We start from the raw sequence: 14,761 nt of genomic DNA, 5'->3' as shown, positions 1-14,761 counted from the left end.
CATTTCTATCATCTTGCACTGCTTATTAGTAAGCAAAATCTATACCAAAACAGATGCTATTGGATAACAAAAACGAACAAAATAAAACGCCACATAAAAGTGGCGCTTTTCAATAACTCATTAAACAAACAGCAATTTAAGAACGCTTCATAAAATCGAAAAATTCATCGTTCGTTTTCGTCATTGCCAATTTATTAATTAAAAACTCCATTGCATCAATTTCACCCATAGGATGAATAATTTTACGCAATATCCACATCTTCTGTAACTCATCCGGTAAGGTCAATAATTCTTCCTTACGAGTACCAGAACGATTATAATCAATCGCCGGGAAAACACGTTTTTCCGCTATTTTCCGCGACAAATGTAGCTCCATATTGCCGGTGCCTTTAAACTCCTCGTAGATTACTTCATCCATTTTGGAACCGGTATCAACTAATGCTGTAGCAATTATCGTTAGGCTTCCACCTTCTTCTACATTACGTGCAGCACCAAAAAAACGTTTCGGTCGGTGCAAAGCATTTGCATCCACCCCACCAGTCAATACTTTTCCAGAGGAAGGAACCACTGTGTTGTAAGCACGAGCAAGACGCGTAATCGAATCTAAAAGAATGATGACATCTTTTTTGTGTTCAACTAAACGCTTAGCTTTTTCTATTACCATTTCAGCAACCTGAACATGACGAGATGCAGGTTCATCAAAGGTTGATGCAATGACCTCACCTTTAACCAGGCGTTGCATTTCGGTCACTTCTTCTGGTCGCTCATCAATTAGCAACACCATCAAAACACAGTCTGGATAGTTATTGGCAATATTAGCTGCAATATTCTGCAATAACATGGTTTTACCTGCTTTTGGTGGAGCAACAATTAAACCACGCTGCCCACGCCCAATCGGTGCAGCCAAATCCAGAACACGAGCAGTCAAATCTTCTGTTGAACCATTGCCACGCTCCATACGTAGACGGTTATTAGCATGCAGCGGTGTCAGGTTTTCAAACAGGATTTTACTACGGGCGTTTTCAGGTTTATCAAAATTGACTTCATTAACTTTTAGTAGGGCAAAATAGCGTTCGCCTTCCTTAGGAGGACGAATTTTTCCTGATATGGTATCTCCTGTTCGTAGATTAAAGCGACGAATCTGACTAGGAGAAACATAAATATCATCAGGACCTGCTAGATAAGAGCTGTCAGCAGAACGAAGGAATCCAAATCCATCCTGCAAAATTTCTAGCACGCCATCACCAAAAATATCCTCTCCACTTTTCGCATGCTGCTTCAAAATCGAGAAAATAATATCCTGTTTTCTCATGCGGGCTAGGTTCTCTAGCCCCATACTTTCGCCAAGAGTAATCAATTCAGATACCGGCGTATTTTTTAATTCGGTAAGATTCATAATGGTGGGTTCTTAAACTCGGGGTATATTTTTTGAACTATGAACAATAAATAGTATAGCAATCTCTAAGTGCCTATTTAAATAAAAATACAAAAACCTTAACGATTCTTGATGAATATATCAATTTCATTAGGATATAAATTCATGTAGTCGCAGTAATTTGTTAATTTACTACCTTAGATAACACTCTTTATACAGCAAAGACAGAATAAGACTATAAGAATTCATCTCAAAGTTGATGAGAAAATCTCACTTTTTACTTCTTAGGCCCTACACAACAGCACCAAGCAAATAACAAATGGAACATGTCTGTCTAAAAGAATTATTTCTATGAGAGTCAATGGAATTCAAACCATTGTAGGATATAGATTATCCAGAGATAACAAATATATCTATACAATAACATATTCAATATGTACACATTAAGATAAAAACGCGTATCATATTAAGTAGTGACGCTAAATTACCATGCTTCAAAGCAGACGTCTAGCTATGAATTGTATAAAAAGCAGACGTCTAATAGCAAATTGAGAAAAATATTAGCCTACTAAACGTCTGTTTGTTAATATTTTACGGGAAATTAGATGTTTTTGTCTAAAAATTCTTTTAATTGAGTTTTAGACAAAAGACCAACTTGCTTATTAATCAGCTCACCGTCTTTAAAAAGTGCTAAAGTAGGAATGCTACGAATACCATATTTAGTCGCTGTTTCAGGATTATCGTCAACATTCAATTTTCCAATAATCAATTTAGCTGCATATTCATCAGCAATTTCGTCTAAAATGGGAGCAATCATTTTACAAGGGCCACACCATTCTGCCCAAAAATCAACTAATATTGGCTTTGCTGCCCCTAGGGCTTTTGTATTAAAATCTCCATCAGATAGATGAATAACTTTGTCGCTCATTGCGATACTCCAAGGATAAAATTTTTATGCCGTTTCAGTCTAACATTAATTTAACCATGTTTGCTTTATTTCAAACAATCTTCTTTCATAAAGCAACCGTTAACTGATATTCTAACACACTATGAGTAAAACACATTTGACAGACAAGAAGTTTATAGACTTCGCCTTACACCCTAAAGTTATTGAAGCCCTTAATAAAAATGGCTTTCATAACTGTACGCCGATACAAGCGTCAACATTGCCTTTTACTGTCGAAGGCCGTGATGTTGCGGGGCAGGCACAAACAGGAACGGGTAAGACATTGGTTTTTCTTATCTCAACATTTCATTATTTACTAACACATCCAACAAATTCAGAACGACAAGTTAACCAACCCAGAGCGCTAATTATGGCTCCTACACGAGAATTAGCGGTTCAGATATATACTGATGCAAAAGAATTAGCCGCTATAACGGGCTTAAAAATGGGTTTAGCTTATGGTGGTGATGGCTACGACGAACAACTGCATGTGCTCCAGTCGGGTGTAGATATTCTTATCGGTACGACCGGGCGTTTAATCGATTATACCAAACAAGGCCACGTTCATTTAGGTCTCATTCAAGTGGTTGTACTTGATGAAGCTGACCGTATGTATGATCTTGGTTTTATTAAAGATATTCGCTGGCTATTTCGTCGAATGCCACTCGCCACTCAACGCTTGAATTTACTCTTTTCCGCAACACTTTCTTATCGTGTTCAAGAACTGGCATTTGAACAAATGAATCAACCCGAATATATTGAGTTAGAACCTCAACAAAAAACAGGTCATCACATTAAAGAAGAACTTTTCTATCCTTCTAACGAAGAAAAAATGCGTCTGTTACAAACGTTAATCGAGGAAGAGTGGCCTGAAAGATGTATAATTTTTGCTAATACCAAACATCGCTGTGAAGATATCTGGGCTCATCTTGCTGCTGATGGTCACCGCGTTGGCTTATTAACTGGCGATGTAGCACAAAAAAAACGGCTACGCATTCTTGAACAGTTTACTCAAGGCCATTTAGATATCTTAGTTGCAACAGATGTTGCCGCCAGAGGTTTACATATCCCATCTGTCACTCATGTATTTAATTATGATCTACCTGATGATTGTGAAGATTATGTTCATCGTATTGGTCGTACCGGCCGCGCCGGTGAGAGTGGTCATTCAATTAGTCTGGCTTGTGAAGAGTATTCTTTAAATTTACCTGCTATTGAGGAGTATATTCAGCATCAAATCCCTGTCAACAAATACAACAGTGAAGCATTATTACAAGATTTACCTACACCAAAACCACGTCGTCGTCCACGTACTAATGGAACACGTCGTAACAATAATAGCCAAAGCCGACAGAATAATTCACGCAACAATCGTAAACGTCCGAGCTAATAAATATTATGTTAAAATCATCGCTTTATGCAGCAATCGATCTTGGTTCTAACAGCTTTCATATGTTAGTAGTACGAGAAATTTCTGGTTATGTACAGACCCTTGCTCGCATCAAGCGTAAAGTCAGACTGGCCGCGGGTCTCGATGAAAATAACTATTTATCTCAACAAGCCATGGATCGTGGCTGGCAATGTCTGCATCTTTTTTCCGAGTATTTACAAGATATTCCTACTGAACAAGTACAAATTGTTGCTACAGCAACACTTCGTCTCGCTAAGAATGCCGACCTCTTTATTAAGCAAGGAGAAAATATTCTAGGGCATCCCATCAGAATCATTACTGGAGAAGAAGAAGCTCAACTCATTTATCAGGGAGTAGCATATACCACTGGCGGTTCAGATAGACGACTAGTGATAGATATTGGGGGTGGTAGTACTGAAATCATTACCGGTACCAATGTTAAACATAATCAACTTGTTAGCCTTAATATGGGTTGCGTTACCTGGCTTGAACACTATTTTAAAGATCGTAATCTAACCGAAGAAAATTTTGCGCAAGCTGAAACTGCCGCGCATAAGATCATTAAACCTATCGCGAACCAACTTATTGAGCAAAGTTGGCAAATTTGTGTCGGCGCTTCAGGTACAATACAGGCGATTCAAGAAATTATGCTGGCCGCTGGCATGGATGAACGTATTACGCTAGATAAATTACAATTATTAAAAAAAGTGGCAATCACCTCAGGAAAATTAGAAGAGTTGGAAATCAAGGGGTTAACACTAGAAAGTGCGCTAGTTTTTCCCAGTGGTTTAGCTATTCTAATCGCCATATTTGTAGAATTAAAAATCGATCATATGATATTAGCAGGTGGAGCATTGCGTGAAGGATTAATCTATAACATGCTTGATCTGCCTGCAAAACAGAATATACGCGCAGTTACACTCGCTAATATTCAACATCGTTTTCAAGTTGATATTGAGCAGGCTAATCGGGTAAAAAGGCTAACCGAATATTTTTATTCACAATTAAAGAAAAGCTTTTATCGTGATAATCACCAAGTTGATGAGCTATTAAAAGGTGCCAGCGCTCTACATGAAATTGGCTTAAGTATTGACGCTCGTCATGCTACTAACCATGCCCATTATCTGATCAGCCATCTTGATATGCCAGGTTATACCCTTACGCAAAAAGGCTTGTTAGCGGCTTTGCTAAAAAATCAAACTGGCCCAATTGAGTTAGCGGAATTGACTCAACAAAACGCGATCCCCCTCCAACATGCTATTCTTCTTTGTCGCCTTTTAAGACTGGCGATTATTTTTACTCTCCCTCGTCGTGACAATACCATACCGTTATTACGGCTTAGAGCAAATAAAGAAACCTTGATCCTAACATTACCTCATCAATGGTTATTGGAACATCCACTTTGTTATGAAAATTTACAGCAAGAAATTCAATGGCAAAGTAATATCAATTGGCCTTTGATACTAGAAGGACAAACTGAATTAACTCAGTAAACTCAATCTTTTTTAGTTAGCAAAATTTATTTTTTATTTAACCCCAATCTCGCTCTGATATCAGCAATCGCAGACTGTCCTTTTTCCATTCGCTGTTCTGCAGTAACTATCTTTTTATTTTGTTCCCAGAGCAAATCATCTTGAGGTAACTCATGTAAAAAACGACTAATTTCTGGTCGAATAAGTTCACCATATTGACGTCGCTCCCGACAATGAGTAAAAAATAACGCTCGTTGAGCACGGGTTATCCCTACATAAGCAAGACGGCGTTCTTCATCGATATTATCTTCATCAATACTGGTTTGATGGGGTAACAACCCCTCTTCCATACCAACTAAAAAAACGTAAGGAAACTCTAGTCCTTTTGAGGCATGCAGAGTCATTAATTGTACCTGATCTAAATCTTCTGTCGTTTCTCCACGCTCCATCATATCCCGCAATGTAAAGCGCGAGACAACCTGCGATAAGGTCATCGCCTCATCGATATCGTTGCCATTAACCATTTCATCCATCCAACCAAACAGTTGATTAACATTTTTCATCCGCATCTCAGCCGCTTTGCTACTAGTTGATGTCTCGTATAACCAGCTTTCATAATCAATGTCATGCAGTAGATCTCTGACGGCAAGTAGTGGCTCGCGTTCAGCACGTTTGGCAATATTGGCTAACCAATGGGTGAAATGTTGCAATGCTGTCAAACCACGGCCGGTTAAAGTTTGTTCAAGGCCGACATCAAAGCTAGCATTAAACAGGCTTTTTTGGCGCAAAATCGCCCATTCACCTAATTTTTGGATGGTTTTTGGCCCAATTTCACGTTTCGGTGTATTAACAATACGGAGAAATGCACTATCATCATCTGGATTAGTGAGGATCCGCAAATAAGCCAATATATCTTTAATTTCTGCCCGTGAAAAAAATGAAGTACCACCCGAAATACGGTAAGGAATACGATTTTGTAACAATAATTTTTCAAATAGTCGTGATTGGTGGTTACCACGATATAAAATAGCATAATCTTTATATTGGGTTTTATTGATAAAATGGTGGGCAACCAATTCGCCGATCACACGTCCTGCTTCATGATCTTCATTGTTAGCCGTGATAACTTTTAGCGCTTCACCATAACCCAATTCAGAAAATAACTTTTTATCAAAAACATGTGGATTATTAGCAATCAATATATTAGCGGCTTTCAAAATCCGGCCAGAAGAACGATAATTTTGCTCCAATTTGATCACATTAAGCTGAGGGAAGTCGTTTTTTAGTAACGCTAAATTTTGTGGTTGAGCACCACGCCAGGAATAAATAGATTGATCATCATCACCAACAACGGTAAAACGTCCACGTTTACCCACTAACAATTTAACCAGTTGATATTGGCTAGTATTGGTATCTTGATATTCATCCACCAGCAGATAACGGATCTTTTGCTGCCAACGCGAACACACCTCTTCATTCTCATCGAGCAAGCGAGTTGGTTTAGTAATTAAATCATCAAAATCCAGCACATTGCAGCTCGATAAATGTAATTCATAGCGCCGATAACATTCAGCAAACAGCTGATCTTTTTCCGATTTTACCTGCGCCATAACTTGTCTGGCAGTTAATAAATCACTTTTCCAGTTAGAAATTGTTGACGCTAATTGGCGTGACAGATCTTTATCATCTGCCAATAAATCAAAGGTTAGCTCTTTTAGCAAAGCCATTTGATCGTGTTCATCAAACAATGAAAAATTGGCTTTTATGCCTAATGCACTATGTTCCCGTTTAATAATTTCCAATCCTAGGGTATGAAAAGTTGAAACAATTAATCCTCTGGTTTCTTTTTTTCCTAGCGTTTGTCCTACCCGTTCTTTCATCTCTCTGGCGGCTTTATTGGTAAAAGTGACTGCCACCACCTGACGTGGTAAATATCCATGATGACGAATTAAGTAGGCTATTTTATTGGTAATAACGCGAGTTTTTCCTGAGCCCGCCCCAGCCAGCACTAAACAGGGACCGTCAACATATTCAACCGCTTGTTGTTGATTGTAATTTAATCGCATAGCGTATTAACTGAGTATTTGTCATTATTGATCATAAGTTAAAATTGTATCAGAAAGAAAATCAGTAAAAAATGTCATAAAAAAACCCGCTATTGAGTAATGAAAATATAATCGCTGAAAACCCATATCAGAGATAAAGTTGTTCTACCTTCGAATCATGACGAATTAGGGCAACTTTTCCAAAGCTATTTCATACCGCTAATAAAAAAACTTTAAAACAATTAGTTAGGGTTTTATTGTCGTTGATTTACTCTAGGCTAAACTCTCTAGTATATTTGAACTAACTATGAGTGCAAAACTATCATTGTAGTTACTACTTAAAAGTGGGAGTATTTATGACAACTACCCACTAACCCTCTTTTAAAAAATCAAAAATTTAAAAAATCTGCACAAATGCAGTAAAAGCTATGAGTACTTTTAGCCTAATTTTCTAATCTAATCAGATACAACTAAATAAAGGAAATTCTTATATGACAAATAATTCAATGCGCTATGGTACTGACAAAAACGATGATCTATACGGTAGTGATAGTAACGATACGTTATTTGGTAATAACGGCGATGATAAATTATCCGGTGGTAAGGGGAACGATATTTTATTCGGCGGTTGTGGCAATGATCACCTATCCGGAGGTAGTGGTGATGACAAATTATTTGGTGGTAGTGGTAACGATCACCTATTTGGAGATAGTGGTAATGATAATTTATACGGCGATAAAGGCGCTGATAGATTAACTGGTGGTGAGGGTAATGATACTTTTAACTACTTGTCACTAGATGATTCTTTGTCTGAATCGCCAGATACCATTACTGATTTTGAGATGGGTAAAGACAAAATTGATATTTCCACACTTAACATAAACTCTGATGATAATTTTGTTGCTATTCAATTAGTCGATCATTTTACTCATAGAAAAAATGAAATGTTATTTAGTTACAGTGAACAAAAAAATCTAACAAAATTAATGTTGGATCATGATGGTGATGGAGTCGGTGAATTCCAAATCAACATCATAGGAAAGATGAATGATATAACTAACATTAAATTACTTATGTAAATAATTTACCGGCACTAGCTAAAAGTTTGTCTATCTTGTTCTTCTCTTTTTTACTTTCTACTATTTATTGCTCCATCGTTAATGCTAATGTCGTTATTTTTTTACTGTTCATTGTGTTAATGATTAATGCATGAATCATAGGCAGTGAATGTTGTATCATATCGCTTTATATTCCCTTTCCACTCGAGTACTGACTCTATCGGCAGATATTTCGGTTTGAAACTCCCACCAAATACGGGTATATAGCAATACCCGATAGTGGTTTGCATTATTATGGCAAGCGAAAAATCTGTGTCCGTTTGAATTACACTCTAACTTAGTATGTGCTCTCTAACTTCAATCGTATAATGGAGAAACTTAAAAATTGCGTAGCTATATTTTTAGCCTATCAATAGCGCGGTAGATAAAATCTACCGTTTACATTATGCAACAGAAGCAATACCTTTCATATCAGTCATATAATTACGCAGTTTATTACCTATGACCTCAATGGGATGACTACGGATCGCTGCATTGATATCCCGCAATTGCCTATTATCAATGTGGCTAGCGGCCATATTTTTCGCTAAGTCACCTGGCTGTAAAGTCGCCATAAAATCCTTGAGTAAAGGTATTGCAGCAAAAGAGAATAGATAATTACCATATTCTGCAGTATCGGAAATAACGACATTCATCTCATATAAACGTTTCCGCGCAATGGTATTCGCAATCAATGGTAATTCATGTAATGATTCATAATAAGCAGACTCCGCAATAATACCGGCTTGCAGCATAGTTTCATAGGCTAATTCAACCCCGGCTTTGGTCATCGCAACTAATAAAAGACCATGGTCAAAATAATCCTGCTCTAAAATTTTCCCATTATATTCTGGATAATTTTCAAACGCTGTTTGCCTGGTTTCTGCCCGCCAAGACAGTAAATTTTTATCATTATTATTCCAATCTGCCATCATCGTAGATGAAAATTTGCCGGACATAATGTCGTCCATATGTAGTTGAAATAATGGCGCCATGATTTCTTTTAGCTGTTCAGATAATGCAAATGCCCGCAATTTAGCTGAATTAGATAAACGATCCATCATCAGTGTAATACCGCCGTGCTTTAAGGCTTCGGTGATCGTTTCCCAACCATATTGTAATAATTTTCCTGCATAACCCGGCTCATACCGTCTGCAACCATTTTGTCATAACAAAGCAAGGAGCCAGCTTGAAGCATGCCACACAAGATGGTTTGTTCACCCATCAGATCTGATTTTACTTCGGCAACAAAAGAGGATTCAAGCACACCCGCGCGATGACCTCCTGTAGCAGCAGCCCATGCTTTCGCAATGGCTATTCCTTCACCTTGCGGATCATTTTCCGGATGAACGGCAATCAACGTTGGTACGCCAAAACCACGCAGATACTCTTCACGTACTTCGGTTCCCGGGCATTTCGGCGCAACCATAATAACGGTAATATCCTGGCGGATCTGTTCACCTACCTCAACGATATTGAAACCATGTGAGTAACCTAATGCTGCACCTGGTTTCATTAATGGCTGAATGGCTTGTATCACAGCAGAATGTTGTTTATCTGGGGTTAAATTAATGACTAAATCCGCTTGTGGAATTAATGTTTCGTAACTACCAACAGTAAAACCATTTTCTACCGCCTGACACCATGAAGGGCGCTTTTCTTCAATCGCTTCTTTGCGCAATGCATAGGCAATATCCAGACCTGAATCACGCATATTCAATCCCTGGTTTAGACCTTGCGCACCACAGCCAACAATCACAATTTTTTTATCTTTTAAATAACTGGCTCCATCAACAAATTCATCACGGGCCATAAAACGACATTTACTTAATTGTAATAATTGTTGGCGCAGATCTAAGGTATTAAAATAATTAGCCATCGATTAATTTCCTTCATAATTTCAGTAATTTATTGTACATTTTCTATTGTTTTATTCTCAGATTATTTAACAAAGAAGCGTTTATATGATCACTATATGCGATCAAAAATATTGCGTAAATTGATATATTTAAAATATTATATTGCAAAAATTGCAACATTAGTTTGTCACTTTTTATCACAGGAGGCGTGATGAATATTCGCGATCTAAAGTTATTTTTACATCTAGCTGATAGCTGTCACTTCGGACGTACTGCTAATGCAATGCATATCAGTCCATCTACATTATCTCGCCAAATACAACGTCTGGAAGAAAGTTTTGGTCACATTTTATTTATGCGTGATAATAGAACCGTACGCCTCACCGAAGCAAGAAAACAATTTAAACAATTTGCCCAGCAAACACTGTTTGAATATAAGTAACTTCGTCACTCACTTAACCAACAGAGTGCCTTATTGACCGGTGAATTACGCCTATTTTGCTCAGTCACTGCCGCCTATAGTCACTTACCTAAGCTCCTGGATAACTTTAGATTAGAAAATCCTTTAATCGAAATTAAATTAACCACTGGCGACGCAGCGGATGCGGTCAATAAAGTTGCCAGCCAAGCTGCCGATTTGGCGATTGCCGGTAAACCTAAAAAACTACCTGATAATATTTTATTTAACAAATTAGGTGAAATTCCGTTGGTTTTGATTGCCCCATCATTAGCTGGAACGATCCGTCAACAAATTACACAACCACAACCGAACTGGCAACAAATTCCCTTTATCCTGCCAGAGCACGGACCTGCCCGCCAAAGAATTGCACTTTGGTTTCAACACCAAGCTATTAATAATCCGTTAATTTATGCTACCGTGTCAGGCCATGAAGCTATTGTATCAATGGTTGCGCTCGGTTGTGGTATTGCATTAATACCAAAGGTTGTGGTCGATAATAGCCCAGAATCGATCCGCCATCGTATTCTACAACTTGACCCTATTTCGCCCGTTGAACCTTTTGATCTTGGCGTTTGTGTTTTAAATAAACGTCTTAATGAACCATTAATTCGAGCATTCTGGCAGTTGCTGACTGTTGCCAATATGCGCAGTCAATAACTGACTATGCGGCGCTAAAAAGAATTGGAATGAAGTATTATTGGTTTCATCATAATATTCATAACCCAATGCAGCGAGATGTTGCTCAAAAAGGGCTTCAGAACCGGATAGTTCAAATGCCGCTAAAACACGCCCATAATCAGTGCCATGACTGCGATAATGGAAAAGGGTAATATTCCAATAGCTACCTAATGTTTGCAAAAACTTAAGTAGCGCGCCAGGTGACTCTGGAAAGACAAAACTTAATAGCCGTTCATTCAGTGGCTTTGACGGACGTCCACCCACCATATAACGCACATGGAGCCTAGCCATTTCATCATGGGAAAGATCGGTAACGTCATAATCCGCTTGTTGTAAGTCAGCAACAATATCAGCAGATTCGTCAACCCCATAGCTCAACCGGACACCAACAAAAATACGCGCTTGCTCTGAATTTATGTCGCTATAGCGATAATTAAATTCAGTAACACTACGCTTACCCAATACTTGGCAGAAACGCAAAAAACTCCCTTGTTGCTCAGGGATGGTGACAGCGAATAATGCTTCTCGTTGTTCGCCTAATTCACAACGCTCTGAAACATAACGTAAACCATGAAAATTGATATTAGCACCCGTTAAAATATGCGCTAAACGTTCACCTTTTATGTCATGCTGCTGAACATATTTCTTTAAACCGGCTAATGCCACTGCCCCTGCTGGCTCGGCGATAGCACGAACCTCTTCGAATAAATCTTTAATCGCAGCACAAATATTATCACTATTGACCGTAATAATATCATCGACATATTTTTGACACAGCCGAAAACTTTCATCGCCAATACGCTTAACGGCCACCCCCTCAGCAAATAACAACACTGGGTAAATCTACCGGATACCCGGCGGCTAAAGCGGCCTTAAGACAAGCGGCATCTTCTGCCTCAACAGCAATAATTTTAATTTCAGGCATTAATTGTTTGATCAAGATCGCTACACCGGCAATCAATCCTCCACCACCAACCGGCACAAAAATACGATCAAGGTGAGGAGCTTGTTGTAGCAATTCCATCGCTATTGTTGCTTGACCCGCGATCACTGCCGGATGATCAAAAGGTGGCACATAGGTGTATCCCTCCTGATGAGCAATTTCAATCGCTTTAGCTTTCGCCTCATCAAAATTTACCCCATATAAAAGCACTTCAGCCTGCAACCGCCGAACAGCATCAACTTTAATATCAGCAGTGGCTAATGGCATCACAATCAATGCCGGGATCCCTATCCGACTAGCCGATAACGCAACACCTTGCGCATGATTATCGGCCGAAGCGGTAATGACACCATTAGCTCGCTGCTGTGCTGACAAACCAGCAATCATGTTATAAGCACCACGTAGCTTAAAACTATGCATTAATTGAAGATCTTCACGCTTAACCAAAATGACATTATCAAACCGTTCGGAGATTTTTTTCATCTCCTGTAATGGGGTGATTTGTGCTACTTGATAAACTGGCGCTTTTAACGCCGCGGTTAAATAATCCTCTGCCGATGGTGAACTTTGCAAAGAAGAAAGCGCCATTTTATTCCTCCAGCTTCGCTTTATCACGCACCGCCCCCTTATCTGCACTTGTTGCTAATGCAGCATAAGCGCGTAGAACAAAAGAAACTTTACGTTCACGCTTGCGTGGCGTCCATGCTTTTTCACCACGCTGTAATTCAGATTGCTTACGTTGATGCAATATTTCCCTATCGATATTTAAGGCAATCTTGCGAGCAGGAATATCAATATCAATAAGATCGCCATCTTCAATCAAGGCAATCAAACCGCCACTTGCCGCTTCTGGAGAAATATGGCCAACTAATAATCCAGAGCTACCACCAGAAAAGCGCCCATCAGTAATTAATGCACAGCTACTCGCTAATCCCATTGATTTAAGATAAGAAGTTGGATAAAGCATTTCCTGCATGCCTGGCCCTCCTCTTGGTCCTTCATAACGAATTACCACTATGTCACCAGCCACGATCTTACCACTCAATATTGCTGCTACCGCCTCTTCTTGACTATCAAATACCTTGGCCAGACCACGAAATGTCAGACAATTTTCATCAACACCTGCAGTTTTGACAATACAGCCATCTTCAGCCAGGTTGCCAAATAAAACCGCCAGACCTCCATCCTGACTATATGCATGGGCTAAATTGCGAATGCAGCCTGTTTGACGATCGAGATCTAAAGATGGCCAACGACATGTTTGTGAAAATGCTTGAGTAGTGCGAATACCAGCCGGCCCTGCGGCATACATCTGTTTCACCGCATCATCTTGCGTCAATATGACATCATACTGCGCTAACATTTGAGTGACGTTCAAACCAAGAATATTTTTTACCTGACGATTAAGTAATTGCGCGATCTAATTCACCTAAAATAGCGATCACCCCACCGGCTCGATGAACATCTTCCATATGATATTTGGCAATGCTCGGTGCTACTTTACACAAATGCGGTACTTTACGTGATAACCGATCAATGTCTGCCATAGTAAAATCAACCTCGGCTTCCTGCGCTGCTGCTAATAGATGTAATACCGTATTAGTCGATCCGCCCATGGCAATATCGAGGGTCATCGCATTTTCAAATGCAGCTTTGCTGGCAATATTGCGTGGTAAAACACTGTCATCATCCTGTTCATAATATTTTTTCGTGATCTCAACAATACGTTTACCCGCGGCCAAGAATAACTGTTTACGATCGCGATGCGTTGTCAGTAAAGAACCATTGCCAGGCAAAGATAATCCTAATACCTCCGTCAAACAGTTCATTGAATTAGCGGTAAACATGCCTGAACATGAACCGCAAGTCGGGCAGGCTGAACGTTCAATTTGTTCGCTTTCTTTATCACTGACAGCCGGATCTGCACTTTTGATCATAGCATCGACCAAATCTAGTTTAATAATTTGATCAGAAAGTTTGGTTTTGCCTGCCTCCATCGGACCACCCGATACAAAAACAACCGGAATATTTAAACGCAACGCGGCCATCAGCATTCCTGGTGTGATTTTGTCACAATTAGAAATACAAACCATCGCATCGGCACAATGAGCATTAACCATATATTCAACGGAATCAGCAATAAGCTCGCGGGAGGGCAACGAATACAACATACCGCCATGCCCCATAGCAATACCATCATCAACAGCAATGGTATTAAACTCTTTTGCCACACCACCAACGGCTTCTATTTGTTTAGCCACTAACTGACCAAGATCACGCAGATGCACATGACCAGGGACAAATTGAGTAAATGAATTGACAACAGCAATAATTGGCTTACCAAAATCAGCGTCAGTCATTCCTGTTGCCCGCCAAAGTGCCCTTGCACCAGCCATATTACGACCATTGACCGTTGTAGCAGAACGATATTCTGGAATTTTTGCTCCCTTGGTATAAAAATTGACGATAACTAGT

6 protein-coding genes and 4 pseudogenes are annotated in these 14,761 nt (G+C 39.3%); 4 read left to right on the top strand and 6 right to left on the bottom strand.

Features of this window, described 5'->3' with window-relative positions:
- Positions 1-136 precede the first annotated feature (136 nt).
- Both rho and trxA read right to left on the bottom strand, forming a co-directional pair.
- Entirely contained in the window at positions 137-1,396 is a 1,260-nt protein-coding gene (gene rho / locus AACL31_RS01875) for a transcription termination factor Rho (protein ID WP_026822640.1), read from the bottom strand.
- 580 nt (positions 1,397-1,976) lie between these two features.
- Complete coding sequence (gene trxA / locus AACL31_RS01870) at positions 1,977-2,303, bottom strand: thioredoxin TrxA (RefSeq protein WP_310511556.1); 327 nt, start codon at positions 2,301-2,303, stop codon at positions 1,977-1,979.
- A 121-nt stretch (positions 2,304-2,424) separates the two neighbouring features.
- On the opposite strand from trxA, the gene rhlB reads away from it, so the two are divergent.
- Both rhlB and gppA read left to right on the top strand, forming a co-directional pair.
- The gene (gene rhlB / locus AACL31_RS01865) at positions 2,425-3,711 is read left to right on the top strand and encodes an ATP-dependent RNA helicase RhlB (RefSeq protein ID WP_310511557.1); all 1,287 of its coding nucleotides are present in this window, start codon (positions 2,425-2,427) and stop codon (positions 3,709-3,711) included.
- 8 nt (positions 3,712-3,719) lie between these two features.
- Positions 3,720-5,225, top strand: coding sequence for a guanosine-5'-triphosphate,3'-diphosphate diphosphatase (gene gppA / locus AACL31_RS01860; protein WP_310511558.1), 1,506 nt, complete (start codon positions 3,720-3,722; stop codon positions 5,223-5,225).
- Positions 5,226-5,251: 26 nt separating this feature from the next.
- Here the strand turns inward: gppA and rep are convergent, their stop codons facing one another.
- Positions 5,252-7,270, bottom strand: a complete 2,019-nt coding sequence (rep, locus tag AACL31_RS01855; RefSeq protein WP_310511559.1) for a DNA helicase Rep — start codon at positions 7,268-7,270, stop codon at positions 5,252-5,254.
- Positions 7,271-7,740: 470 nt separating this feature from the next.
- On the opposite strand from rep, the gene AACL31_RS01850 reads away from it, so the two are divergent.
- Positions 7,741-8,328, top strand: a complete 588-nt coding sequence (locus tag AACL31_RS01850; protein WP_310511560.1) for a M10 family metallopeptidase C-terminal domain-containing protein — start codon at positions 7,741-7,743, stop codon at positions 8,326-8,328.
- 422 nt (positions 8,329-8,750) lie between these two features.
- Here AACL31_RS01850 and ilvC read toward each other — a convergent pair.
- Positions 8,751-10,225 (bottom strand): annotated as a pseudogene (gene ilvC, locus AACL31_RS01845) (ketol-acid reductoisomerase).
- 191 nt (positions 10,226-10,416) lie between these two features.
- On the opposite strand from ilvC, the pseudogene ilvY reads away from it, so the two are divergent.
- Positions 10,417-11,322: pseudogene (ilvY, locus tag AACL31_RS01840) on the top strand (HTH-type transcriptional activator IlvY).
- Here ilvY and ilvA read toward each other — a convergent pair.
- Positions 11,269-12,874 (bottom strand): annotated as a pseudogene (gene ilvA / locus AACL31_RS01835) (threonine ammonia-lyase, biosynthetic). The pseudogenes ilvY and ilvA overlap by 54 nt on opposite strands.
- A gap of 1 nt (position 12,875) precedes the next feature.
- A pseudogene (gene ilvD, locus AACL31_RS01830) lies at positions 12,876-14,724 on the bottom strand (dihydroxy-acid dehydratase).
- Positions 14,725-14,761 lie beyond the last annotated feature (37 nt).

This window comes from Arsenophonus endosymbiont of Crataerina pallida (genome assembly GCF_964020125.1).
Classification (GTDB): Bacteria; Pseudomonadota; Gammaproteobacteria; order Enterobacterales; family Enterobacteriaceae; genus Arsenophonus; species Arsenophonus nilaparvatae.
This window is presented reverse-complemented; position numbering and strand designations above follow the sequence as displayed.

Coding starts and splice junctions, on each gene's coding strand:
- rho (WP_026822640.1), bottom strand. CDS start 1,396: ATGAATCTTACCGAATTAAAAAATACGCCGGTATCTGAATTGATTACT.
- rep (WP_310511559.1), bottom strand. CDS start 7,270: ATGCGATTAAATTACAATCAACAACAAGCGGTTGAATATGTTGACGGT.
- gppA (WP_310511558.1), top strand. CDS start 3,720: ATGTTAAAATCATCGCTTTATGCAGCAATCGATCTTGGTTCTAACAGC.
- rhlB (WP_310511557.1), top strand. CDS start 2,425: ATGAGTAAAACACATTTGACAGACAAGAAGTTTATAGACTTCGCCTTA.
- trxA (WP_310511556.1), bottom strand. CDS start 2,303: ATGAGCGACAAAGTTATTCATCTATCTGATGGAGATTTTAATACAAAA.
- AACL31_RS01850 (WP_310511560.1), top strand. CDS start 7,741: ATGACAAATAATTCAATGCGCTATGGTACTGACAAAAACGATGATCTA.